Source organism: Pandoraea fibrosis (assembly GCF_000807775.2).
Taxonomy (GTDB): Bacteria; Pseudomonadota; Gammaproteobacteria; order Burkholderiales; family Burkholderiaceae; genus Pandoraea; species Pandoraea fibrosis.
Window position 1 is genome coordinate 4548260 of the sequence record NZ_CP047385.1, and the last position, 25663, is coordinate 4573922.

Sequence of the window (25663 nt, forward strand, 5' to 3'; positions counted from 1 at the left end):
GCTCCGCGCGGCTTACTTCTTCTTGCCGCCCTTGCTGCCGCCAGCGAGGAAACGCTCGTTGTACTCGTCCATCAGCTTGCGCACCGTCACGCCGATCTGGATATAATCCGGCTCGTTGAGGTTGGCGAGCGACACGCGCCCCGACGGGTGCAACGTGCCGAAGCCGCGGCCCGGCAGCAGCACCACGCCGCTTTCCTTGGCCAGACGGAACAGCACCTCCGACGGATCGATGTTCTTCATGAACCAGTCCACGAAGCCCTTGCCGTAGATCTTCGTTCCCAGCACTTCGAGATCGAGGATGTTGTAGTAGTCGACGGCCGTCGGCCCGGTCTCCTCCTCGATACCCGCCGCCCGATACATCGCGCGCTTGCGGCGGTGGATGATGCGCTTCACGGCGTGCTTGTAGGCGTCCGGCTCGTCCATCAGGCAGAACAGCGAGAAGAGCGCCATCTGCACCTGCTGAGGCGTGGACAGACCCGCCGTGTGGTTCAGCGCCACGGCACGGCTATCGGCCACGAGACGGTCGATGAACTTGAGCTTCTCCGGTTCCGTCGTGATCGACGAATAGCGCGCGTTGAGCCCTTCGCGCTGCGCCTTGGGCAGCTTGGCGATCTTGTCGTCGAACAGGTTCTTCTCGTGCGTGGCGATGGCCCCCAGACGCCAGCCCGTCGCCCCGAAGTACTTCGAGTATGAATACACGAGGATGGTGTTGTACGGGGCGATCGCAAACAGCGAGCGGAAGTCATCGGCAAACGTGCCGTAGACGTCGTCGGTCAGGATGATCAGATCCGGGCGCTTCTTGACGATCTCGGCCAGGTGATCGAGCGACGCATCGTCGAGCTTGACCGAGGGCGGATTGCTCGGGTTCACGAGGAAGAACGCCTTGATCTTCGGATCGAGCAGCTTGTCGAGTTCCTTCTTCGAGTACTGCCAGCCCAGATTCGGATCGGCGTTCAGGTTCACTTCGTGAAGCTGGTAATCGGCCAGTTCCGGAATTTCGATATACGGCGTGAAGATCGGCATGCCTAGCGCGATAGTGTCGCCGGCTTGCAGCAGATGGTTGGTCTTGAGCGTGTTGAACAGGTAGGTCATGGCTGCCGTGCCGCCTTCGACCGCGAACAGGTCGAAGTTGCCCACGAACGGGTGACGGCCCACCATCTCGCGTCGCAGATACTTCGCGGAGATTTTTTCGGTGTTACGCAGCATGCGATCCGGCACCGGGTAGTTACAGCCCAGAATGCCGTGCACCATTTCCGTGAGGAAGTCCTCGACGACCAGACCCATCTGGTCGCGAATATACGAGATCGCCTTCTCGAGGAATTTCACCCCCGGCTCGTGCTGATGCTCGCGCGCGAAATCCTGCCAACGGGCTTCCACGCCCTTGCCCGGCGGAATGCCGCCGACGCCTTCCGGCATATACGTGAACTGGCGCGCGGCTTCCGAGAGGGCGAACAGACCCAACTGGAAGAAGCCGTGGCGCGGCTCGAGCGCGAGGAAGTTCGGATTGCCGCGCCCGGCGTTGAGCATCGAGCGCTGTGCGCCATTGTCCTGAGCGAGTTCGATCAGCGTGTCCTTGAATTCGAACGGGCTGAGTTTGGCGAGTGCGTCGAGTTCCTTCGATTTCATAGCAATTTCTCCATGAACAACCAGTGACATCCCATTGCGATTCCGTCTTGCGGGGGGCATCGACGGACGATCGGGCGAATGAATCAAACACGTTGCGCGGCGTGGCGTCGCGAGACGGCAACGCCATGCCGCCTATCAGGTCAGCGACACCACCAACGGTCCGAGCAGCGTGAGCAGCACGTTGGCGATGGCATAGGTAATGGCGAACGGCACCGTCGGAATATTGCTCTCGGCCTTGTCGAGAATCTCACCAAACGCCGGGTTGGCACTGCGCGAGCCCGAGAGCGCGCCGGCCAGAATGGCCACGTTGTCGTAGCGAAGCACGTAGCGCCCGAACAGGTACGTCAGCAGCAACGGCACGATCGTGACGATCACCCCGGCGATGAAGATCGAAACGCCGCTTTGCTGCAGGGTCTGCCACGCCTGTGCGCCTGCCGACAAGCCAACACAGGTCACGAAGGTCGCAAGCCCCAGTTCCTTGAGCAACGAACTTGCGGCGAGCGGCATCGCGCCGAAGGTCGGATGCTTGCCGCGCAGCCAGCCGAAGACCAGACCGGCGAGCAGCGCACCGCCACCACTTCCCAGCGTGAGCGGAATGCCCCCGACCTTGACCACGATGTAGCCGATCAGCAGGCCGAACACGATACCGATGCCCATGTACACATAGTCGGTCTTCACCGAATAGGCCAGCGGATAGCCGGCCTCCTTCGCAGCGCGCTGCACGTCGCTGTCGGCGCCATACAGCGTGACCACGTCGCCGTGATAGACGATGGTGTCGTCGAGCACCGGCACGGGCTGGCCCATCCGGGTGATCTTCGCGATGTACACGCCGTGCTTGACGTCGCGCTCCACACCGGACTTCAACTCGCCGAGCGTCTTGCCGTTGCCGCCCTTGCGCGCGAATACGACTTCCTGCATCCGCAGCGGAATATCGAGATCGCGCGACGGGCGCTGTTCGTCGCCCAGCAGACGCCAGGCCTCGGTCGCCGCCTCACGGCGTCCGATGAGCATGACGTCGTCGCCCGCCTCTAGCACCAGGTCGTCGGTGGCAATGATGATCTTTCCGTTACGCCGCAGGCGCTCGATGGTCACGCCGTCGGTCAACTGCTTCTCAACCTCGATCACCCGCTTGCCCGCCCCGGTCGTGACGCGATAAACGCGGCCAACCAGCGGCGGCAGCGAATCGACCTGATCGGCGGAGAGCACGGCCTGACCACCGGCCATCTCGAGTTCAGCCTTCTTCGCGTCGTCCTTGAGCGAGCGGCCCATGAGCTTCGGCACGAGCGATGCGCACACAATGATCGCGCCGAGGCTACCGAAGATGTACGTGACCGCGTAGCCGATGGCGACTTCCGATTGCAGACGCTTGACCTCGTCGGCGGGCAGCCCCAGACGCGAAATCGCATCGCCGGCCGTGCCGATGATGGCCGACTGCGTGAGGCCGCCGCCCGCGACACCGGCTGCCAGCCCCTTGTCGAAGCCGAATATCTTCGCGCAGATCAGCACCGTGACCAACCCCGAGGCCGCGAGGAACAACGCCATGCCGATTTCGCGCAGCGTCTTGCGTGAGAGCGAGCTGAAGAACTGCGGACCGCTCTCGTAGCCGACGGCGTAGATGAAGAGCGCAAACATGATGCTCTTCACCCCTGCGTCGACCGAGATACCGATTTGGGAGACGACGACGGCCACCAGCAGTGAACCACCTACCCCGCCTAACTGGAACGACCCGAACTTGATCGCCCCGATTGCGTACCCGAGGGCGAGCGATAGAAAAATCGCGACCTCCGGGACATGGTTGAGAATGCTATGCACAAGTTCCACGGCAGAACCTCCGTCAAGAAATGGGAGCGGCGACTGGCGCGGTCAGGGCGGTGCCCCGACTGCACCGGCACGCCCTAACGCGAAAACTGATGGGCGACGAAAACAACCGCCGGCCCCATGAGCGGCAGCAACACGTTCGACAGGGCGTAGGTCACCGTGTACCCCACGACCGGCAGTGCGCTGTCTGCCGTTTGCACCACGGCGCTGATCGCAGGCGTACTCGCCTGCTGACCGGCGATGGCGCCGATCAGGATCGGCCCATCGATGCGCAGCAACTTGTGGCCGACCCACAGCGACACCAGCGCCGGAATGAGAGACACACAGATGCCCACTACCGGCAGCGCCAGACCGTGCTCACGCAGCAACACAGCCGCTTGCGGTCCTGCCGACAGGCCGACGCACACCACGAACACCGCCAGCCCAAGATCCTTCAGCAACTCATAGGCCGCCGGCGGAAACGTGCCCCACGTGGGACGACGCGAAAGCAGCCAGCCACTCGCCAGCCCCGTGAGCAGTGCGCCGCCCCCGGAGCCCAGCGTCATCGGCACACCGCCGATGCGCACGGACAAATGACCGATGCACAGACCGATGATCAGCGCCAGACCGACAAAGACAAGACTCGTCTTGTTGCCATACGGCACCGGCTTGCCGAGCACGGCGCCCGCGCGATCCACATCGCTCTGCAAGCCCTGCAACGTGATCACGTCGCCACGCTGCAACGCGATCTTGCCCAGCGACGGCAACTGCATGCCCATACGCTTGACCGATTTGACGAACACACCGTGGCGCACGTCGACCGGCGCTTCACGGCGAAGGTCGGTCACCGTGCGGCCTTCCGCTTCCTTGTTGGTCATGACGAAATCGCGCTCCACCAGCACGATCTCGTTCGTTTCGGTGCCCGCGACTTCCGGGCCCACGAGAGCATGCGCTTCGAGCATGGCGTCGCGCCGGCCGACCAGCAGCAGTTCGTCGTTCGGCTCGAGTGCAAGGCTCTGCGAGACGGCGACCGACGCCGACGCGCGACGCACTCGCTCGACCGCCACACGCCCTTCGAGCGCCGCCTCGAGCGCGACAACGGTGAGTCCCGAATGCGCGACGCGATAGCTGCGCCCAACCAGATCGGGGGCGGCGGGTGCGCCCGCTTCGTCGCCATTCTCGTCTTCCATTTCGCGGGCGAGACGCGCGCTGTCCTGCTTGAGGTCGATGCCCAGCAGGCGCGGTGCCAGCAGGTTGGTGAACAGCACGATGGTGATGAGGCCGAATACATACGTGAGCGTATAAGCGGTCACGACGTTGGCTTGCAGCGCCTTGAAGGTCTCGGGCGCGAGGCCGAGCCGGTTCAGGGCTTCGATGGCCGTGCCGACCATCGCGGATTCCGTGGCAGCACCCGCCGCCAGACCGCCGGCCGTCCCCGGGTCCAGGCCGAGCAGCTTCACGGCGATCATCACGATGCCGAACACAAACACGACTTCGATAATGGACAGCACACCAAAGCGCAGGCCGCGCAGGTTCAGGTTCTCGACAAACTGCGGCCCGGCGGAAAAGCCCATGGCGAAGATGAAAAGCGCGAAGGCGAAGTCCTTGAGCGAGCCTTCGACCATGCAACCCGTCTGGCCGACGAGCAACGCCACGAGCAGCGCGCCGCACACGCCACCGAGCTGGATCGGGCCGAGCCTGATGCGTCCGAGCAGTTGGCCCAGAACGACGCAGACGAACACGGTGATCAACGGCACGGCATCGAACAACGGTACTGAACACTGCATACGCGCTCCTGCCACATGTCACGCTGCGGTGACGAGCTGAGCCGCACATTCGCGGCGCTTGTCCGGCATTTGAGACTTCAGAAAACGGCAGACCGTCGTGGCGATTGCCCCGAAGATCGAAGAGACAGCAGACCGTGTGTGCGGTCTTACGTGATGTACCCGTGCGTGAGACCGCCGGGCGTTTTCGTGGAAACGGACAGAAACCGAGCAAAGCGCGCTGCCCTGGGGGAGGCGCTTGAGACAATGCGTTTGGTGTACATAGCGGATCCCGGAACGTTGAGACAACCCGATAATCGATTACGCCCTGTCTCCTCCCCCGGAAAACCTCGGGCGCTACACCATCAGCCGCAAGCGACACGTAGGAAAGACTTGTGCGAGGCGCGCGAATTTCACGCAATTTCGCTGCACAAGTAATTTAAATTACGCAATCTGCGACTGTTTCGCGCTTCGTGGTGACGCGATGTCGGCATAGTGTTGTTCAACGTTCTGGACGTGTCAATATGTTTCGCGTAATGGCTCCGCCTTGTGCTCGTCAAGTCTGCTTTTTAATGAATACATTGGATTGCTGACTAATACGACAAGCGCAGTTGCGGCGCGGGCGAGACGGCGCACTGCCATGGCGCAGCGCCAATTTTCGCCATGGCGGCCATCGCAATACATCGAAGGTGCGGATGAAAAATTTTCAAGCACTGCGACGCGATGACGCAGCACAGGACACCGGTCACTTGGGCGCGCGAATCTCGTGAATCGTGCCCGGTCCCCAGCCTGACGACTCCCATGCGCCGTCACGTAAGGTCCATTCGTGATCGCCGGTTTCCTCCCAGTGCGGCGGGGTATAGCGCATGCCCGGGCGTTTGGGTTCCATGTGTCCGTCGACCCAATCGTAGCGACCGTCTTTCCATTGCCAGTAGCCCGGCACCCAGAACTCGCCCTTCGGCGCCGCGTGCGGGTCTTCGAAGCGCGGGGGCGGTGGTCCACGTTGCAACGTCACGTCGGCGAAGACCGGCAGACTCGCGAGACAGAGAGCCACGGCAAGCGCGTAACGACGACGGGCCAGGCGTGAGGGCAAGACGATCGGAGAAGTCATGTGAAACGCAACGATAGAGAGCGACGCGGATGGCATTGGTGAACTTTCCGTGACAACGAAGACGTCAGGCATTGTACCGTTCGTGTTTTGCCAAGGCCTCCCGGCACAGCGTCGCGCCTGGCTCGATGCCGCCGCCGAGCCGCGCCTCCCTGCCCGCTTCGCAGCCCAGCCTCCATCGCTGCGTTCACCCCCGCGTTCACCCCTTATAATCGGCGCACTCATAACCCACCGCCCCGCGCGGATCGACGGTGCCGCCATGAACGGCTGCCGCACAGCTCACCCATGAACCCTGCCCCTGCGGCCGCCGGTCACCGGCAACTTCTTCGTCTGGCGGTGCCTATCGTGCTCGCCAACCTCACCCAGCCTCTGCTCTCGGCCGTCGATACGGCCGTGGCAGGTCATTTGCCGGGGCCTGCCTATCTAGGCGGCGTTGCGCTTGGTGGGCTGTTGCTGAACCTGATCTTCTGGGGGTTCTCGTTCCTTCGCATGGGCACCACGGGGCTCGCAGCACAGGCGTTCGGCGCAAACGACGCAGCGCGTCTGCGCGATACGCTCGCCCGTGCCCTGACGCTGGCATTTGTCATTGGCGCCGTATTGCTGGCCTTTCGCCATCCGCTGGTGTCGGTCGGCGTGTCCTGGCTGGGGGGAAGCGAACAAGTGCAGGCGCTGGGGCGCGAATACGCGAGCATCCGTATCCTCGCAGCACCGCTGGCGCTGGGCAATTATGTTGTGCTCGGCTATCTGCTGGCGTGTCAGCGCGTGCGGCAAGGGCTGGCCGTGCAGGTATTCATCAACGTCGTGAACATTGTGGCGGTGCTCGTCTTCGTGCGCGGCTTCGGTTGGGGCGTGGCAGGCATTGCCTCGGCGACCGCACTGGCGGACACGCTCGGCTTTGCGCTCGGCGCGTGGTTGCTCAATCTCGCCCGCACGCCGGGCCTGCCACCGCTGCGACTGGCCACGCTCGTCGAGCGAGCGGCGCTTTGGCGCCTGCTGCGGCTCAATCTCGATATCTTCCTGCGCACGCTGTTCCTGCAACTCGCGTTTGCATGGTTCGCCCGCGTCGGTGCGCGGCTCGGCGATACCACGCTGGCCGCCAACGCCCTGCTGCTGAACTTCCAGACCTTCATGGCTTACGGACTCGACGGCTTCGCCCATGCGGCCGAAGCGCTGGTGGGCGCCTATGTCGGCGCCCGTCAGCGGCAGGCATTGCTGCATGCGATCCGGCTATCGCTGGGATGGGCGCTGGGCTGCGCCGTCGCGTTCGCCCTCGTCTACGCGCTGGCGGGCGGCGCCATCATCGACACGCTGACCGATCAACCGGCGCTGCGCGAGGCCGCCCGCGAATTCCTGCCGTGGGCGGTGCTCTCGCCGATTGTCGCGGTGTGGTGCTTTCAGCTCGACGGCGTGTTCATCGGTGCGACGCGCACGCGCGAACTCCTCTCATCCTCGCTGATCGGTCTGCTGGTGTTTGGCGCCGTGATGCCGCTCACGCTCGCCGCATGGGGCAACCATGGCTTGTGGCTCGCGCTGCTGGCGTTTCTTGCCACGCGCGGCATTGTGTTGGGGGTCTTGCTGCCGCGCATCTGGCGAGGGCTTCCTCGCCAGCTCGCGTAATCGTCGCCGTGCGGCGTCAGTCCGCGCGAATGCACGCCAGCGCAGCGGCGTGCAGTTCGGCGTTGGCGGCCGCCAACACGCGCCCCTGTGAAGTCAGCGTAAGCGGCTTGCCTTCCCAATCGGTAATGACGCCGCCCGCCGCTTCGACCACCGGCGCCACGGCCAGATAGTCGTAGGTCTGCAATCCGGCCTCCATGACAAGTTCGATGTGGCCACTGGCCAGCAAGCCATAAGCGTAGCAATCGCCACCGAAGCGGCGACGGCTCACCGCCTTCGTCAAGCGCTCGAATTGCGCGTACTCCGCGGCATCGAAGATATCGGGCGACGTTGCATAGACCGTGGCGTCGGCCAGCGCCGTGACCGGACTGGTGTGGCACAGCTCGCCGCCGAAGCGGGCTTCTTGCACGCCGCTCGCCGCATCGTTCACCCCGATCCAACGCTCCCCCGTGGCCGGAATGTCGATCAGCCCGACGACCGGCTTGCCGTTCTGCAACAGCGCCAGCAAGGTGCCCCACAACGGGTGTCCCGTGATGAAGCTGCGCGTGCCGTCGATGGGATCGACCGACCAGACGAACTCCGCGTCCACGCCGCGCTTGCCGAACTCCTCGCCCCAGATGCCGTGCGACGGATAGCGCGCCGCGATCCGCTCGCGCAGGGCGGTCTCGACCTCGCGATCGGCAATGGTGACCGGGCTCTCGTCTGCCTTGTCGTCAACAGCCAGACGCCGGCGGAACCAGCCCAGCGACAGTGGCCTGACGGCATCGGCCAACGACGCTGCGAAAGCCGCGTATTCAGCAACTGCGGGTACGGACGACATGCACGAATCTCCTGCAAAAGTACCGCGCTTGGCGGCAAGAAATGGAATACGGTGACGAATGGCGATCATACGCGTTCGCGGGCCGTTCGCGGGCCTCTTGCGCTTCGCCGCCCCGCAGCGCTCGGCCTCACAAGAAAGCCCCGATCTGGTGCAAATTTGCTATGCTCGCGGCCTGATCCGGGCTTCGCCCCTCCCCCGGCCCTTATTTCACAGGACACCCATGCTTTCCGGTCGCGGCGTGATGCTCTCAGTCTCGGCGTCGGTGATGTTCGCCGTCATGCCCGCGCTCGTCTCGCAGTTGGCTCCCCTGTCCGGGCTGGACGTGTTCGCCTGGCGTATTCTGCTCACGCTGCCCGGCACCCTCGTCATCGTGACGGTGCTGCGGCGCTGGAACGTGCTCGGCCGCACCCTGTCGCACGTGCTGCACCGGCCGGCGTTGCTGGGCGCCGTATTGCTGTGCTCCGCACTATTGAGTGTGCAGCTCTGGTTGTTCGTCTGGGCGCCACTGCAACAGCGCCTGCTCGATGTGTCGCTCGGCTACTTCCTGCTGCCGCTTACCATGGTGCTGGCCGGCCGCACGGTCTACAAGGAGCGGCTCAACGCATTGCAGACGATCGCCGTGATCGCCGCCATCCTCGGCGTCGCGCATGAACTCTGGGCAACGCGCGCGCTGTCATGGGTCACGGCCCTCATCATGTTCGGCTATCCCCCCTACTTCATGCTGCGCCGCCGGTTGCGCCTGGACGCGCTCAGCGGCTTCATCATGGAACTGCTCGCCATGGCACCGGTGGCTGCCGTGCTGCTCTGGCAGGCGTGGCCGCAAAACGCCATGGTGCTCGGCGAGCCGCGTTACTGGTTCTGGCTGCCTGCGCTAGGGCTGCTGAGCGCCAGCGCGCTGGCGAGCACACTCGGCGCCGCGCGTGTATTGCCCATCGGGCTCTACGGCATTCTCGGCTACGTCGAGCCGGTGCTGCTCTTCGCCGTGTCGATCTTCCTGCTCGCCGAACCGTTCACGGCGCGTGGCCTGTGGACCTACGGGCCGATCTGGTGCGGCGTCGCCCTGATCGTGTTCGACAGCCTGCGCACGCTGCGCCGTCAGCGTCTGGCGAGTGCCGCCGCGCGCGAAGAAGCGACACGCTAACGAGCGATCACGGGGCTGAAAACGGGGCTCGGACGAGGCCGCCAAAGGCGCCCCCAGGGGTCCGCTTGTGGCGTATCCCAACCTTGGACGGGCACGCGCTCGCTGCCATGACGCCGCGTTATACTCGCGAGAGCTTGTAAGACGACCATCATGAAAAATCTCGCCAAGATCGCCATTCTGCTTTCCTCGGGGCTTCTCACCGTCACGCTGTCTGCCTGCGGCTCGTCTGCCCCGCTATTCACCTCGGACGGACGTCCCACGCAGCAGATCCAGTGTTCGGCCAACAGCGCCGGCGACTGTGACCAGCGTGCCCGCACCCAATGCCAGCAAAAGGGCTACGACGTGCTCACACGCGATGTGAGCGGCAACGTCGCCAACCTCGTGATCGCCTGCCGGCCGAACTGAGCCTGTCCGCGTTCCGGCATCAAAAACGCATCCGAGACCTCGACGCACTGCACCTCGGCGTGCACGCGTCGGCGGTTGGCATTACGATGCGATATTGCGTAGCGTCAATTCGCCGTCATTGCGCGGGATGACTTTCGATACCCGCAGTGCGAGAATGGAAAGCATACCGAGGAACTGCCGCGCATTGCGTTAGCGATGCCCTCGCAGCAAGCTCGCAACATCATGCAGGCCTAACGCATTTTCAGCCCCAAGAGGACACCATCATGTACGAACGCATTCTGGTCTCGATCGACGGCAGCACCCCCTCGAACCGCGCCATCGACGAGGCCGTCAAACTCGTGGCCCTGAGCCAGGGCAAGATCCGCCTGGTGTCGGTCGTTCCCTCGCTTGCCAACGCCTACGCCGCCGGCGCCTACAGCGGCTTCGTGCCGCTCGAAAGCCAGGAGTCGTTCGAGAAGGAAACGGACGAGATTCTCGCCACGGCACAGGCCGAGCTGAAGAAGCGCGGTGTCGACGCCGAAACGAAGATGATCACGCTCGACGCCGGCACCGACGAGATCGCCGACGCCGTACTGCGTGAAGCGCAGGAATGGAATGCCGACGTGATCGTACTCGGCACGCATGGCCGCCGCGGGATCAACCGCCTGCTGCTGGGCAGCGTTGCCGAAACGCTGCTGCGCATCACGACGCTGCCGGTACTGCTGGTCAAGGCGGCCGACAAGTAAACCGAGCGTCGCGGCAGCGCAAGTCGCCCGCCCGATCCGACAGGCGTCGGGCATTCGACGAAACGGCACACGCCAGCGTGTGCCGTTTTGCTTTTTGGGCGGCGGAATCACGTCCCTTCCCGCTCAGCGAATGCCCGCCCGCATGAACGACTGCACGAACTGGCGCTGAAAGAGCAAAAAGGCGATGAATAACGGCGCCGCTGTCATCAGCGTTGCCGCCGTGATCATCGACCAGTCGATGCCCTGATCGGTCGATGCAAACACCTGCAACCCCACCGTCAGCGGACGCGCCTCGACGGAGTTCGTGACGATAAGCGGCCACAGGAAGTTGTTCCAGTGGTGGCTGATCGACACCAGCGCGTAGGCGACATACACCGGACGGGCGAGCGGCACATACACGCGCCAAAGCACCTGCCATGCGTTGGCGCCCTCCACCCGCGCGGCGTCGTCCAGCTCACGCGGCACCGTCTTGAAGGCCTGACGCAACAAAAAGATGCCGAACGCAGACGCGAAGTACGGCAGCGCAATGCCGAAGATCGTGTCGCGCAGGCCCATCCACGCGATGGTGCGATAGTTCTCGACGATCAGCACATCGGGCATGACCATCAGTTGCAGCAATACGATCATGAACGCCACTTCGCTGCCGCGAAACGTGAAGCGGGCGAAGGCATAGGCGGCGAGCGTCGCGAGTACCAGTTGCGCGGCGAGGATCACCGTCACCAGGGCGAACGTATTGATCAGGTAGCGACCGAACGGCGCTGCTTGCCATGCGTTCACGAAATTCTCGAGCGTAAGCGGCGCGCTCAGCGAAAACCGTGTGGCGTAGGCCGACGGATGGAACGCGCTCCAGAAGGCGTACAGCAGCGGCAGCAGCCATAACAGCCCAAGCAGCCACGCACCGGCGGTATCGGTCAGGCTCGCCTGACCGTTCGCGGAAAACGCCGGCAGCGCGGCACGCGGCTTCGCGGCCTTGCGGGCGTCAGATGTCGGGCGGGCAGAGGTCGTCATTGATAGTGCGTGCGTGAGTCGAGCAGACGGAATTTCACAAAGGCGACGATGGCAAGCAATGTGAGCAAGACCACCGTGAGCGCCGCCGCGTAAGACGTATCCCAGAAGCTGAAAGCGACCTGATAGATGTAATACAGCAGCAATTGGGTCGCGTTGTCCGGCCCGCCACGCGTCATCACGACGATATGGTCGACGAGGCGGAACGCGTTGATGACGGCGTTGATCACCACGAACACGGTCGTGGGCATCAGCAGCGGCCACTGCACGCGCCGGAAGAACTGCCAACGCGATGCGCCTTCCAGGGCTGCCGCCTCGGCGAGCGTGGGCGAAATCTGTTGCAGCGCGGCCAGATAGAAAATCATGAAGAACCCGGCTTCCTTCCAGATCGTCACGACCATCAATGCGGGCAGCGCCGTGCCGGGCTGCCCCAGCCAGTTGTGATCGCCCCAGCCGAACGCCTGCGAGATCTGCGCGATCAGACCGTACTGCGGTGTATAGAAGAACAGCCAGATGTTCGCCACCGCGATCATCGGCAGAATGGCCGGCGTGAAATATGCCAAGCGCAGCAACGCGCGCCCCGGCACCTGCCGGTGCACCCACAGCGCCATGGCAATCGAGAGCACAATCGCCGCAGGCACCGTGATCAACGCGAACAGCAGGTTGTTGCGCAGCGCCTGCCAGAAGACGGGATCATCGACCAGCAACTGGTAGTTCTCTGCGCCGACGAATACCGACGACGCCCCCGCGCGAGCCGTGGAGAAAAAGCTATGCCACAGCGTAGCGACAGCCGGATAGTGAGTGAAAGCGATGAGCAGCACCAGCGCCGGTAACAGCAGCAGCCAGGGCACCCACGAAGCAGAGGAACGGTTCATCGACGGTCCATCGATTCAACACCCGGGGCCGGCCCACGCGGCAGTGTCACCGCGCTACACCGGCCCCGCATTTCAACGAGGCTGACAACGAAGTCCGGCGACATCAGGCCGTCGCGAGACTTCGACGACACTTCAACGCGCGTACGGGCGCAGGATGCGATCCGCTTCGCGTTGCGCATCGTCCAGTGCCTGTTTCGGCGACTTGGTACCGGTGAGCGCCGCTTGCAGGGCATCGTTAAGCGCCTTGGTCACACGCTGATTGTCGTGCGTGGAGAACTCCGCCACGCTCACGCCAAGCTGGTCGCGTGCCACGGCGGCGGCGGGCACCTTCTGCACGTACTGTTTCATCGCCGGGGTCTCCCAGGCGGCCGGCGTCACGGCAACATAGCCCGTGTCGATGCCGAACTGCGCCGCGCGCTCAGGCGTGGTGGCCCACTTGATAAAGGTCATCGCGGCCTGCTTCTCTTCCGGCGAGGTCTTCTTGAACACGTAGAAGTTGCCGCCACCGGTCGGGCTGCCGCCGCGCACCTTGGCCGGCATCTTGCCAACGCCGAACGGGAACGTGGCGTTGGTGCGGATATTGGTCAGGTTGCCGGTGGTGGTGTAGATGATGGCCGTCTTCTTCTCGAGAAAGTCCTTCGGCGTGGTGCCCCATTCGATAGCGCCCGTCGGCATGGCCTTGTACTTCGCGGCGAGGTCTACCCAGTACTGAAGCGATTCGACGGCCTGCGGCGCGTTAAGGAATGTCTTGGTGCCCGCCGGGTTCATCAGTTCGATACCGGCCGGCGTGGTAAACGCCTGGAACAGCCAGTAGGCAAAGCCCACAGACGGCACCTTGATGCCCCACTGGCTCACGTTGCCCGACGCGTCACGCTTGGTGAGCGTCTGCGCATAGCGGGTCAGTTCGGCCCAGTTCGCCGGCGCGCGATCCGGATCGAGACCTGCCTCGCGGAACATGTCCTTGTTCCAGTACATGACGATGGTCGAGCGCTGGAACGGCACGCCCCAGGTATGGCCGTTGATGCGTGAATTCAGCATCAGCGCCGGGTAGAAGCCGTCGAGCCACTGCTTGTCGGCAGCCGTATTGGCAATGCTGTCGATAGGCACCACGGCGTCTTCGTCGATCAGCGTGAAGACGTCTGCGGCGGCGAGCACGGCCAGTTGCGGCGGCGTGCCGGCCTTCGCGGCGGTCAGCGCCTTGACCACGGAATCCTGGTAGGTCCCGGCGTACACCGGTTTGACCTTGATGTTCGGATGATCCTTCTCGAAGTCTGCCACCAGATCGTTGATGATCTTCGTGACCGGACCGCCCACGGCGACCGGGTAGTAGAACGTGAGTTCGACCGGCTTTTGCTGCGCCATGGCCGAGTGCGTCAGGCCACTCAATGCCAGCGTGGCCAGACTGGCCGCAAACGTTTTCAGAATCGTGCGTCGCATGTCGTTGGGTTCCCCATGTAAGCGTGGTGATGGTGGTGTGACAGTTGTCCGATGCCGGGCCTCTCGATCGCCGCGCCGGGACGACGCAGGTCGACTCGACGGCAACGGCGGCGGGCCTGTGTCAGACGTGTTGCTCGGGTTTGTGGGACGTGAGGGCCGCGGCCACCCGTGGTATGACCGTCGCCAGTTCGGGCTCAGGCGCCACGACGGCGTTTGCGCACACCGGAGCGGCCAAGTCCGCCGTTCGCCAGTTGGCCGTGACCTCGGCGAAACGCATGCCGGTGGCGGTGTCGAACAGATGCTGGTCAGCCGAGTCCCATTGAAGACCGATCGCGTCGCCCGGCGCGAACGGCCGATGTCCGGGCACGCGCGTGGCGACCTCTCCGGCTTCGCCCAACGTGCAGGCGACGAGCGTGTCTGCGCCCAGATATTCGACAGCGCTCACCGTGGCGAGCACCGCCCCCACCGACGTTGGCGGAACGGCACGGACATGCTCGGGACGCAGGCCGAGCAATGCGGTGTCCGGCGTGCCGCTCGGTGCGGCAGCCAGCGCAGGACCGGTCTGGCCGGCGGGTACCCACGCGTCGCCGTGGCGTACGAGGCGCAGCAACTGCATCGGCGGCGTCCCGATGAAGCTGGCGGCAAAACGGGTGGCGGGCGTGGCGTAGAGCGTATGGGGTGCGCCGCGCTGTTCGATGCGGCCATCTCGCAGCAGCACGACCTGATCGGCCATGCTCATCGCCTCGGTCTGATCGTGGGTCACGTAGACCAGTGTCATGCCGAGCTGCTGTTGCAGCGCGCGGATCTCGCGGCGCATTTCCTGACGCAGTTGCGCGTCGAGGTTCGAGAGCGGTTCGTCCATCAGACAGACGGACGTCTCGGCGATCACGGCACGCCCAAGTGCCACACGCTGCTGCTGACCGCCCGAGAGTTGGGACGGCTTGCGCTCCAGATACGGCTCAAGCCCGAGCAGCGATGCCACACGCGCCAGACGCTGCGGATAATCGCGTGCCGGTTCACCCCGCACGCGCAGACCGAACAACAGGTTTTCGCGCACCGACAAATGCGGGAAGAGCGCATACGACTGGAACACCATCGAGAGCTTGCGGCGCGCGGGCGGCAGTCCGGTCACATCGGTGCCACCAAGCAGAATGCGTCCGGTGCTTGGCGTATCGAGGCCGGCAATCATGCGCAGCAATGTCGATTTACCGCAGCCGGACGGTCCGAGCAGCACCACCAGCGAGCCCGCATCGGCGGCGAAACTCACATCGTGAAGCGCGTGTGTATTGCCCCACTGCTTGCTGACGGATTCGATGACGAGCGATGACATGGCCTGAGGGTATGCGGCGCCGCCAGCAGGTCATGCAGGAGGCTGGATCGGAAAACCCAGACCATAACCGGCCATCGATGGCAGTTTGATGACACCCTCTCGCTTCAGGATGCTGCGCCCGGATGGCACGCCGATATCAGGCAGCCGGTCAGGCAACCGGATACCTCAATATGTTTCGCAGTACGTGGGAAATGAAGCGAGAAAGCGAGGAAGCGAGGAAGCGGGAAGGCGAGGAAACCGCAGTCGCCGCGCGCACCGTTTGGCAGCTGCGGCGACTGCGCCTGCCGGTCAGGCTGCGGCCTGACGCCGCTTGGCGCGCAGCAGCGCCTTGGAAATGATGCGCGTCTCGGACGTGGCGGCGCCCGTGCTGCGGGCCACGGCATCGCGGAAAAAGCGGCGCGTCTCGTCCGCAACGGTTTCGCGCTCGTTGTCCATCGTCAGAATGTGATAGCTCTCGCCGAGCAGGCACTTCTGCTTGATCTCGGACGACACCCCTTCGTAGACGATGCGCGCGTTATGCGGGCTCGACGTGTCGTCGTCGACGGCGTGAATGATGAGGCAATCGGCCGTGACGCGACTCAGCCGATTGCGCACATGCGCCGCCAGCCGGCGCGCATTGTAGAGGTGCGCCAGCGGCAACGAGGCGGAGCCGATCTCGGAGGCGTCGTGCATCGACATCGATTTCGCCACACGCGCCCGCAGCGCTTCGTTTTTCAGACCGAACGGTGCCTTCTCCTGATAGCGGTAACGATGCCGGAACGGCGTGTGGTAGACCAGATCGATGAGCGGGTAATACCAGGGAATGGTCCAGCCGTCGTACACGAGCGTGACGGCCAGCAGCGACAGCGCTGTAATATCCGGCTCTTCCTCCGCGACGGCAAGGCTCAGCGTCGCGCCCATGCTCAGACCGCACACCGACACGGTGTCGTGCGTGTCGCGCAGTTCGCGATACTTCGCACGCGCCGCCGCTATCCACGAGCGCCAGTCGGTGCACGGCGTGCCAAGCCCATAGCCCTCGATGTGCGGCACCGAGACGGTGTAGCCGTCGCGATGCAATGCCTTCGCGACCGGGCGCATCTCGAGCGGTGTGCTCGACAGCCCCGGCAACAGCAGCACCGCGTGTTCGCCGCCTTTATAGAAAATATCGTTCTGGAACATCCTCAAACTCCGCCAGAGACGACCGGCGTCTCGATAACATCGCGTGCATTGGCCGCAGGCGTAAGCGTGTGCAACGGCGTGACCGGACGCACGGTCGGCCCCGCGTGCAAACGCAAAATCACATACGTGCCGACATGGGCGCGGAAATACTGCAATTCGCAGTGGAACATCTCGTAACCGCCTTCGCGAGTGCGCATGCGCAGGTTATGCGCGCCGTGCTGCGGGCGCTCGCCATCCACCGCAAACAGCCCGGCCAGACGCTGGGCGTCCTCCGGATGCAGCAACGCGCGCAGTCCCTCGCGCTTGACGACCTCGGGGGCCACGCCGGTCGCCCGGCGGAAATGCTCGTCGATGAATTCGTAGTGCGTGGCCGGATTGGCCAGATAGAAGATCGTGTCGAGATGCTTCGTCAGATACGTCATCAAGGCGTTGCCCAACTGCACCGAGTCGGACAGCAACATGCGTTCGTTTTCGGCACGCAACAACATCTCGTAGCGCGTCTGCGCAACTTCCGCGATCAACTCGGCACGGTACTGGGCGCGACGCAGGCGTTCGATCAGCACAACGGCAAGCGGCGTGATCATCAGAAAGCCAGTCACGATCATGGCATCGCGCCGGTCGAGCTGGGCAACGTCGCGAAACGGCGGGACGAAGAAGAAGTCGAAAATCGGAATGCTGATGACCATGGCCATGATCGCCGGCCCCAGCCCCCACACGAATTCGACAATGATGACGGCGCAGACGAAGAAAAGACCCGGCATCGAGTGATCCAGCACCGGATGCAGCAGACTGCGAATAAGAAACGCAGCAAGTACCACCATAAGCGCGCCGACGTAACGTTTCGCGCCGGGCTCCGCCCAACGTCGGGCGTTTCTGATATCCATGATCCACCGCCGGGACTCACCGGCACTCAATAATCCACCGCCGTGCCCCAAAAAGCGGCACACCTGTTACAAAATATTACGGATTATCGCATGCCGGGCCTTGACGTTCTGTGGCGGCGAACCCCTACTCAGTAGCGCCTTAACAACATGGGATGGCAAACCAGCAACGGCGCGGGTGGGCAGGCTTCGCCGGGCCGGTTGACAGGGAAAACCACGGCGGGCGCACAACCAAAAACTCCCCCAAATGCCCTGACGGGCTTTAGGGGAATATCGATTTGGTCCGACGGGGAAAGCACTGGCGGGGTTGCGAAAGCGGACGGGATAGCGTCGCTCAACGCAACATGAATGACATCGCTGACAGGCAGTTCAGCATTCGCACCGCCGCCTCGACGCTCGGTGCCACGAACTGAAGTGTCACGCCATCGACACGTTCAAGCGTGGGCCACTGGCAGAAGAGATCGGCCAGTGCGGTGCTCTGCGTCTGCAGGCGCACGTCGACGGGGGGCTGCACCGTGTACGTATGCCACTTGCGCGGCTCCGCGAGCGCTGCCTTGGCGGCGTCGCGAATCAGGTCGCAGGACTGGCTCGGGCTGAGCGTCATGCCACTGCCCTGCCCCCATGCCGACTTCGTCTGGACGTAACGGGCGTGCGGGAAGATCAGTTGCGTCTCTTCGCAAAACACGTCATCACCGCTCGCCATGACCATCGGCACACCGCGCTCACCCGCGAGTGCGCCGTACAGCATGGCTTCGCTCGCCTCCACGCCGGCCAGCCACACGCGCGCGAAGGCAAAGCTGTTGATGGTGTGCGCCAGAATGCCGGCACTCTGCGCCTTGCCGTGGTAGCCGATCATGAACAGCGCGTCGCAACCGGCTTCCACCCCTGACACCATGCCGAGATAGCGCGGCTTACCCAACACGAGACGGGCGCGAGGATCGAGTTCGTCGGGGAGCAGATTGCGAAATCCGCCATGCGAGTCGTTGACCATGACTTCCGTCGCTCCACCCGCGAAGGCGCCTTCGACGGCCGCGTTGGCTTCGCGCGTCATCCAGCGGCGCGCGCGTTCGTATTCGCCGTTTCCCGCCCGGGTCTGTTCGGTGTGAAAGACGCCCGCGATGCCTTCGATGTCGGTGGAGATCAGAATTCGCATGATGTCAGCAAGAAAGGGAGAGGCTCACAGCGATGCCCAGTCGGGCAGCACGTCGGCGAGCGCGCGCCGCACGTGACCATCGCGCCCGAGCACGGACTCGGCGGCAAAGAGCGCGTGCAGAATCGCCTGTTCGGTGGCGTCGGCCGTGGCCTGAAAAATCGGATCGAGTAACGCGTCAGGCACGAGCGCTGCGGGGGCAACCCGCCCCATCGCGTCGTGCGGCATCGTATAGCCGGTGGTGAACGCCAGCGCCACGTCGCCACTGCCATGGCCGTACACCGAGCCGGTGCGCGCCAGACCGGCGCCGGTGCGCGTCGCGACACGGCGCAATTGCCGCGCATCGAGCGGTGCGTCGGTGGCGACCAGCATGATGATGGAGCCCCGCTCGGGGGCAGCGCTTTGGTCAGGTTGCGCCAGTCGCTCGTCGAGCACCGGCCCGACGTGACGTCCTGCGATGATCAACTGCGGCGCACGGCCGAAGTTCGACAGCACGAGCACACCGACCGTGAAGGTCTGCCCCGCCGTCTGCACCGTGCGCGACGCGGAGCCGATACCTCCCTTGAGGCCGAAGCTCGACATGCCCCGCCCGGCGCCGACCGCGCCCTGCTCGAACTCGGAGGACGCATTCGCCAGCGCCTGTGCATAGTGCGCCTCGGTCACGGCGAACGCCTGCATGTCGTTCAGATAGCCGTCGTTACATTCAAGAACGGTCGGATTGAGCGACGGACTGCCACGGCCAATGTCCGGATTCGCCGCGAGCGCCGCCCGCAACTGACCGATCACCACATGGCTGACGGAAAACGTGTTGGTAAGCGCAACAGGCGCTTCGATCACACCGAGCTCGTCGATCTGCATCAGACCAACGCTTTTGCCAAAGCCGTTGATGACCGCCGCCGCCGCCGGAATCCTGGTGCGAAACGGGTCCCAGCGAACATCGGGGGAAGTGGCCGGCTTGGCCGACCCTGCCGTCTCGGCAGGCGTCGGACAAACCACCGTCACCCCCGTCTGCAACGGCCCGTCGGCGAGCGTGACATGCCCGACGAAAACGCCCGGCACGTCAGTGATCGCATGACGCGGCCCGGCAGGCAAATACCCGACGTAGGGGGCGCCGAACAAGGCTTCGCGAGGGTCTGACGATGGCGTCATGTCGCGCTCCTGCGTTGAAATCAGTGACGATCGAGCTTCGGATCGAGCGCGTCGCGCAAGCCGTCGCCCAACAGATTGAACGCCAGCACGGTCAGGAAAATGGCCAGGCTCGGGAAGATCGCGATGTGCGGCGCATTGACCATGTCGGCGCGGGCCTCGTTAAGCATCGCGCCCCACTCCGGCGTGGGTGGCTGCGCGCCCAGACCGAGGAACGACAGGCTCGCGGCGGTGATGATCGACGTGCCGATGCGCATCGAAAAATACACCACGATGGACGACACCGTGCCCGGCAGAATGTGGCGCATGATGATCGTCCAGTCCGACGCACCGATGGAGCGTGCCGCTTCGATATACGTCAGATGCTTGAGCACCAACGTGTTGCCACGCACGAGCCGCGCAAACGCCGGAATCGAGAAAATCGCGACAGCAACGATCACGTTGATCATGCCGTTACCCAGCACGGCCACCACACCGATGGCGAGCAGAATGCCCGGGAAGGCGAATAGCACGTCGGAAATCCGCATGACGATGCGATCCCACCAGCCTTCGTAATAGCCCGCGAGCAGCCCGAGCACGGTGCCGATCACCGCCCCCAGCGCGACCGAGCCGAAACCGGCGGCCAGCGAGATGCGTGTGCCCGCGAGCACGCGGCTGAAGATATCGCGTCCGAGCGAATCGACGCCGAACCAGTGTTTCGCCGACGGGCCCGCATTCAGCGCGTCGTAGTCGAAGAAGTTCTCCGGATCGAACGGCACGAGATGCGGCGCCAGGATCGCGATGATGACCAGCACCAGCACGAACGCACCGGCAACCATGGCGATGTGCTGCTTCTTGAATTTGCGCCAGAACTCGCGCCACGGTGTACGCACGCGGTTGCTGCCGGCGGTGGCAGCGGTGGAGGTAGCAGTCGTTGGTTGACCCGCGTTCATGATGCGTGCCTCACTTGTAGCGAATGGTCGGGTTGATGACGGCGTACAGCACGTCGACCACGAGGTTAATCAGAATGAACTCGAGCGAAAACAACAGGACCAGCGCCTGAATCACGGGGTAGTCTCGCATCTCGACCGAATCGATCAGCAGACGTCCGAGCCCCGGCCAGTTGAACACCACTTCCACGACAATCGAGCCGCCGAGCAGGAAACCGAACTGCAGGCCCATCATTGTGACGACGGGAATCATGGCGTTACGCAGCGCATGCTTGAACACGACATGCATTTCGTTGAGCCCCTTCGCGCGGGCGGTGCGCACGAAGTCCTCGTGAAGCACCTCGACGAACGCCGAGCGGGTAAAGCGCGCCATCACGGCCGCCACCGCCGCTCCGAGCGTGATCGAGGGCAGGATGTAGCTCTTCCAGGAATCGGCGCCCATCGTGGGCAGCCATCCGAGCTGCACCGAGAAAACCTGCATCAGGAGCATCCCCAGCGCAAACGCCGGGAACGAGATGCCCGAGACCGCGAACGTCATGCCCAGCCGGTCCGGCCAGCGATTGCGCCACACCGCGGACGCCACCCCCAGTCCCATGCCGATGACTACCGACCAGATCATGCTCACCAACGTGAGCCACAGCGTCGGCATGAAGCGGCTGCCGATCTCCTGCGAGACCGGTTGCTTGCTGCGCATCGACAGACCGAAGTCACCCCGCACCGCGTGCGTGATGAAGTGGGTGAATTGCGTGAGCAGCGGCTTGTCGAGGCCGAGATCCTGGCGCACCAGCATCACGGTCGCCTCGTCAGCCTGCGGCCCGGCCGCCAGACGCGCCGGATCGCCCGGCAACATGTGCACGAAGCCGAACACCAGCACTGCCACGATCAGCAGCGTGGGGATCAGGCCGAGCAGGCGTTTGAGAAAGTAATTGAGCATCGCAGTCTTGCCGAACGTCTTGCCAAACCATGTCTTGCGGTCAACCGCGCCGCCAGTCTCGCCGGCGGCGCGGACACTTCACACTTGCGCGTGATGCTTACTTCATCGAAATATCGGTGAAGTTGAACGAACCGTCAGGCATGGTGTACACCCCCGACAGGCTCTTGCTGCGTGCATACAGCAGCTTTTCCGTCACGAGGAACGCCCACGGCGCATCGTTCCAGATCTTCTGTTGTGCGTCCGTGTAGAGCTTGGTCTTCTCGGCACGGTCGGTCGTGAGCAGCGCCTTGTTGAGGTCGGCGTCCACCGCGTCGTTCTTGTAGTACGCCGTGTTGAACAGCTTCGGCGGGAACGACTCGGAAGCCAGCAACGGACGCAGCGCCCAGTCGGCTTCGCCCGTCGACGACGACCAGCCCACGTAGTACATGCGCACCGGGGCCTTGTCGGGGTCCGGCGCCGACTCGACCAGCTCGACACGTTGACCGGCTTCGAGCGCCCGCACCTGCGCCTTGATGCCGACCTGCGCCAGTTGCTGCTGCACGAACTGGATCACCTTCTGCGCGGTCGTGTACGTATAGGCCGACCACAACGTGGTCTCGAAACCATTCGGATACCCCGCCTCCTTGAGCAGCTCCTTCGCCTTGGCAGGGTTGTACGGCCATGGGCCGGTCTTGGCGGCATAGTCGACGCCCTTCGGCACCACACCGTCGGCCGGCGTGGCGTAGCCCGAGAAGGCCACCTTCACCAGCGCTTCCTTGTTGATGGCGTAGTTGATGGCCTGACGCACGCGCACGTCGTCGAACGGCTTCTGCTTCGTGTTGAAGCTCACGTAGCGCTGAATGATCGACGGCCCGGCGATCACGTCGACCTTGCCGCTCGCCTTCAGACCATCGGCCTGTTCATACGGCACCGGGAACGCAAAACCCGCTTCGCCCGTTTGCATGACGGCGGCACGCGTGTTGTTGTCGACAACCGGCTTGAACGTAATCGTGTCGACCTTCGGATAGCCCTTCTTCCAGTAGCCGTCGAACTTCTTCACCTTCACGTAATCGGTACGGTTCCATTCCACGAACTCGAACGGGCCCGTGCCGACCGGGTGCGAAGCGATGTCCTTGCCGTACTTTTTGAGGGCTTCGGGCGAAATGATGACGGCCGACGGGTGCGCCAGCGTATTGATGAACGGCGAGAACGGCTCCTTGAGCGTGAACTTCACCGTATGGGCATCGACCGCTTCCGTCTTGGCGATTTCCTTGTACAGGTTGTAACGCTTGAGCTTGTTGTCCGGATTCGTCACGCGGTCGAAGTTCGCCTTCACGGCAGCGGCATCGAAAGTCGTGCCGTCCTGGAACTTCACACCCGACTTGAGCTTGATCGTGTAGACGAGGCCGTCCGGCGAGACCGTATAGCTTTCGGCGAGCACGTTGATGAGTTTCATGTCCTTGTCGAAACCGAACATGCCCTCATAGAACGCCTTGGCGACGGCCTGCGACAGCGTGTCGTTGGCGTCGTATGGGTCCATCGTGGTGAACGTGGACTGCACCGCCATCACAACATCCTTGGCGGCGAATGCCGGCGCTGCTCCGAGCAAGGCCGAAGCCACGGCGGCGGACGCGAACGCGGTTTTCCAGCGAGCGCCCAACAAAGCGGTTTTCGACATCTGTCTTTCTCCTTCTGGTCTGACGGGGCCGCCGCGAGCGAGTCTTGCGACTGCGTCCCTTGGCGGACATTGTGGCTACAAAGAGAGTTGCAACTGGGTACTGCCTGAGCTACCGGAGACGCATTCCCCGGAAAATCCCCTGCCGGTGGCCGGGGCGCGGGCATGACGCCGCGCCACCGCATCCGTCGGCCTAATACGCGCCCGCCACACGATGACGCGCCACGTAGTGCCCCACGCCGACTTCCACCAGCGGCTGCACCTGCGGTTCGTCGCCGAGCGCGCGGATCGGGCTCGGAATCTCTTCGGTCAACAACTCCCGCTTGGCATGACGGCGCGCCGGGTCGGCAATTGGCACCGCCGACATCAGCTTCTTCGTGTACGGGTGTTGCGGATTCTCGAAAATGGCGCGGCGCGGGCCGATCTCGACGATCTGACCGAGGTACATCACCGCGACGCGATGACTGATGCGCTCCACGACCGCCATGTCGTGCGAGATGAACAGGAAAGCGATGCCGAACTCCTTTTGCAGGTCGAGCATCAGGTTGATGATCTGCGCCTGTACGGAGACGTCGAGTGCCGAGACCGATTCGTCGGCGATTACGACCTTCGGCTTGAGCGCCAGCGCTCGCGCAATCGCGATGCGCTGACGTTGGCCACCCGAGAATTCATGGGGGTAGCGTTGCGCGTACTCCGTCGGCAATCCGACCCGTTCGAGCAACTCGGCCACGCGTTTCTCGGCGTCTGCACCACTCGCCACGCCATGCACGAGCAACGGTTCCATGATCGAGAAGCCGACCGTCAGACGCGGGTCGAGCGAGGCGAACGGGTCCTGGAAGATGAACTGGATGTCGCGGCGCAGCGTTTGCAGGGCGCGCCCGGCGAGGTTCTGAATCGGCTTGCCGCCGAATTCGATCGAGCCGCCCTGACTCGCGACCAGGCGCAGCAATGCGCGGCCGGTCGTGGACTTGCCGCAGCCGGACTCCCCTACGAGACCCAGCGTCTCGCCCGGATACAGGTCGAAGCTCACGCGCTCGACGGCATGCACGCGTTGCTTCACGCGACCAAAGAAACCCGATGGCACGTCGAAGCGGGCCACGAGATCCTTCACACGCAGAATCGGGCCGGCGTCGGTCTTGACGGTGGGCTGCGGGGTTTCGGCAGCAGGCTTGGCGTCGGCCGGCGCGTCGTAGCGCAGCAACGGGAAGCGCGCCGGCAGGTCGGTGCCATGCATCGACCCCAAACGCGGCACCGCAGAGAGCAGCGCCTGCGTGTAACGCTCGCGCGGCGCGGCAAAAATCTCCTGTGACACGCCCTCTTCGACCTTGTCGCCACGATGCATGACGAGCACCCGATCGGCGACTTCTGCCACGACCCCCATGTCATGCGTGATGAACACGACGCCCATGTGCATCTCGTCCTGCAACGCACGGATCAGTTGCAGGATCTGCGCCTGAATCGTCACGTCGAGCGCGGTCGTCGGTTCGTCAGCGATCAGCAGGCCCGGTTTGCATGACAGCGCCATCGCGATCATCACACGTTGACGCATACCGCCGGAGAGCTGATGGGGGAAGCGCCCCAGCACACGACGTGCTTCCGGAATTCGCACGAGTTCGAGCATGCGTAGCGCCTCGGCACGCGCGGACGCGGCGTCTTTGTGCTGGTGCAGTCGAATGGATTCCGCAATCTGCTCGCCCACCGGGAACACCGGATTGAGCGAGGTCATCGGCTCCTGAAAAATCATCGCCATGTCGGCGCCGCGAATGCTGCGCATGGTCCGGCCACTCGCGCGCGTCAGGTCGACAAGCTTGCCGTTGCGGCGACGCATGATCATCGACCCGTGGGTGATGCTTCCGCCGCCGTTTTCGACGAGGCGCATCGCCGCGAGCGACGTCACCGACTTGCCGGAACCGGATTCGCCCACGATGGCGAGCGTTTCGCCACGGTCGACATGGAAGGACAGGTCGCGCACGGCCGTGACCACGCGCTCGGACGTCGCGAACTGCACGGTAAGGCCGCTCACGTCGAGCACGCGCTCGTCGGGCAACGAAATCGTAGGGGTTGTCTTGCGCTCTGCCACGCCTGTCCTCGCTATTCTTCGCTTGCTGAATCTGATGCTGAAGGTCTTGCCGTCAATGACAAGGCTTTGTCCGACCTTGCCTCTG

The 25663-nt window shown here is 63.8% G+C and carries 21 protein-coding genes; 4 read left to right on the forward strand and 17 right to left on the reverse strand.

Annotated features, from left to right (window positions below; translation table 11 throughout):
* Positions 1-12: 12 nt before the first annotated feature.
* The 4 genes from PI93_RS20105 to PI93_RS20120 form a co-directional block, all read right to left on the reverse strand.
* Positions 13-1626 carry a bifunctional aspartate transaminase/aspartate 4-decarboxylase gene (locus PI93_RS20105; protein ID WP_039366721.1) on the reverse strand — a complete coding sequence of 538 codons (1614 nt, stop codon included), beginning with the start codon at positions 1624-1626 and terminating at the stop codon, positions 13-15.
* 135 nt (positions 1627-1761) lie between these two features.
* Entirely contained in the window at positions 1762-3447 is a 1686-nt protein-coding gene (gene aspT / locus PI93_RS20110; protein WP_039366724.1) for an aspartate-alanine antiporter, read from the reverse strand.
* Between the two features lie 74 nt (positions 3448-3521).
* Positions 3522-5210: an aspartate-alanine antiporter gene (gene aspT, locus PI93_RS20115; RefSeq protein ID WP_039366727.1), complete on the reverse strand. Its 1689-nt coding sequence runs from the start codon at positions 5208-5210 to the stop codon at positions 3522-3524.
* A gap of 721 nt (positions 5211-5931) precedes the next feature.
* Positions 5932-6297: a YXWGXW repeat-containing protein gene (locus tag PI93_RS20120; protein WP_158453261.1), complete on the reverse strand. Its 366-nt coding sequence runs from the start codon at positions 6295-6297 to the stop codon at positions 5932-5934.
* A gap of 282 nt (positions 6298-6579) precedes the next feature.
* On the opposite strand from PI93_RS20120, the gene PI93_RS20125 reads away from it, so the two are divergent.
* Positions 6580-7911, forward strand: a complete 1332-nt coding sequence (locus tag PI93_RS20125) for an MATE family efflux transporter (protein WP_039366731.1) — start codon at positions 6580-6582, stop codon at positions 7909-7911.
* A gap of 16 nt (positions 7912-7927) precedes the next feature.
* Here the strand turns inward: PI93_RS20125 and hisN are convergent, their stop codons facing one another.
* Positions 7928-8728 carry a histidinol-phosphatase gene (gene hisN, locus PI93_RS20130; RefSeq protein WP_039366733.1) on the reverse strand — a complete coding sequence of 267 codons (801 nt, stop codon included), beginning with the start codon at positions 8726-8728 and terminating at the stop codon, positions 7928-7930.
* Positions 8729-8948: 220 nt separating this feature from the next.
* On the opposite strand from hisN, the gene rarD reads away from it, so the two are divergent.
* The 3 genes from rarD to PI93_RS20145 all read left to right on the forward strand — a co-directional run bounded on the left by rarD (position 8949) and on the right by PI93_RS20145 (position 10999).
* Positions 8949-9869, forward strand: a complete 921-nt coding sequence (gene rarD, locus PI93_RS20135) for an EamA family transporter RarD (protein WP_039366736.1) — start codon at positions 8949-8951, stop codon at positions 9867-9869.
* A gap of 150 nt (positions 9870-10019) precedes the next feature.
* Positions 10020-10274, forward strand: a complete 255-nt coding sequence (locus tag PI93_RS20140) for a hypothetical protein (RefSeq protein WP_052240443.1) — start codon at positions 10020-10022, stop codon at positions 10272-10274.
* Between the two features lie 263 nt (positions 10275-10537).
* Positions 10538-10999, forward strand: coding sequence for a universal stress protein (locus PI93_RS20145; protein ID WP_039366739.1), 462 nt, complete (start codon positions 10538-10540; stop codon positions 10997-10999).
* A gap of 123 nt (positions 11000-11122) precedes the next feature.
* On the opposite strand, the gene PI93_RS20150 is transcribed toward PI93_RS20145, so the two are convergent.
* From PI93_RS20150 to PI93_RS20205, 12 genes are all read right to left on the reverse strand, one after another.
* On the reverse strand, positions 11123-12007 hold the full coding sequence (locus PI93_RS20150; RefSeq protein ID WP_236105776.1) for a carbohydrate ABC transporter permease: 885 nt from the start codon (positions 12005-12007) through the stop codon (positions 11123-11125).
* Positions 12004-12879, reverse strand: coding sequence for a carbohydrate ABC transporter permease (locus PI93_RS20155; protein WP_039366742.1), 876 nt, complete (start codon positions 12877-12879; stop codon positions 12004-12006). Before PI93_RS20155 ends, PI93_RS20150 begins: the two co-directional genes overlap by 4 nt.
* A gap of 132 nt (positions 12880-13011) precedes the next feature.
* Entirely contained in the window at positions 13012-14316 is a 1305-nt protein-coding gene (locus PI93_RS20160) for an ABC transporter substrate-binding protein (protein WP_039366745.1), read from the reverse strand.
* Between the two features lie 121 nt (positions 14317-14437).
* Entirely contained in the window at positions 14438-15646 is a 1209-nt protein-coding gene (locus tag PI93_RS20165; RefSeq protein WP_080759047.1) for an ABC transporter ATP-binding protein, read from the reverse strand.
* 288 nt (positions 15647-15934) lie between these two features.
* Positions 15935-16804 carry an alpha/beta hydrolase gene (locus PI93_RS20170; protein WP_039366748.1) on the reverse strand — a complete coding sequence of 290 codons (870 nt, stop codon included), beginning with the start codon at positions 16802-16804 and terminating at the stop codon, positions 15935-15937.
* Positions 16805-16806: 2 nt separating this feature from the next.
* The gene (locus PI93_RS20175; RefSeq protein WP_052240444.1) at positions 16807-17688 is read right to left on the reverse strand and encodes a DUF4118 domain-containing protein; all 882 of its coding nucleotides are present in this window, start codon (positions 17686-17688) and stop codon (positions 16807-16809) included.
* Between the two features lie 331 nt (positions 17689-18019).
* Positions 18020-18838, reverse strand: a complete 819-nt coding sequence (locus tag PI93_RS20180; RefSeq protein ID WP_039366751.1) for a M55 family metallopeptidase — start codon at positions 18836-18838, stop codon at positions 18020-18022.
* A gap of 24 nt (positions 18839-18862) precedes the next feature.
* Entirely contained in the window at positions 18863-19984 is a 1122-nt protein-coding gene (locus tag PI93_RS20185) for a DmpA family aminopeptidase (RefSeq protein WP_052240445.1), read from the reverse strand.
* Positions 19985-20004: 20 nt separating this feature from the next.
* Positions 20005-20913 (reverse strand): glutathione ABC transporter permease GsiD, encoded by a 909-nt coding sequence (gene gsiD / locus PI93_RS20190; RefSeq protein ID WP_039366754.1) that lies wholly within the window; start codon positions 20911-20913, stop codon positions 20005-20007.
* A gap of 10 nt (positions 20914-20923) precedes the next feature.
* Positions 20924-21844: a glutathione ABC transporter permease GsiC gene (gene gsiC, locus PI93_RS20195; RefSeq protein ID WP_039366757.1), complete on the reverse strand. Its 921-nt coding sequence runs from the start codon at positions 21842-21844 to the stop codon at positions 20924-20926.
* Between the two features lie 97 nt (positions 21845-21941).
* Positions 21942-23501: a glutathione ABC transporter substrate-binding protein GsiB gene (gene gsiB, locus PI93_RS20200; protein ID WP_039366760.1), complete on the reverse strand. Its 1560-nt coding sequence runs from the start codon at positions 23499-23501 to the stop codon at positions 21942-21944.
* 190 nt (positions 23502-23691) lie between these two features.
* A complete protein-coding gene (locus PI93_RS20205; protein ID WP_039366763.1) occupies positions 23692-25578 on the reverse strand; it encodes a dipeptide ABC transporter ATP-binding protein in 1887 nt (628 codons plus the stop codon).
* Positions 25579-25663 lie beyond the last annotated feature (85 nt).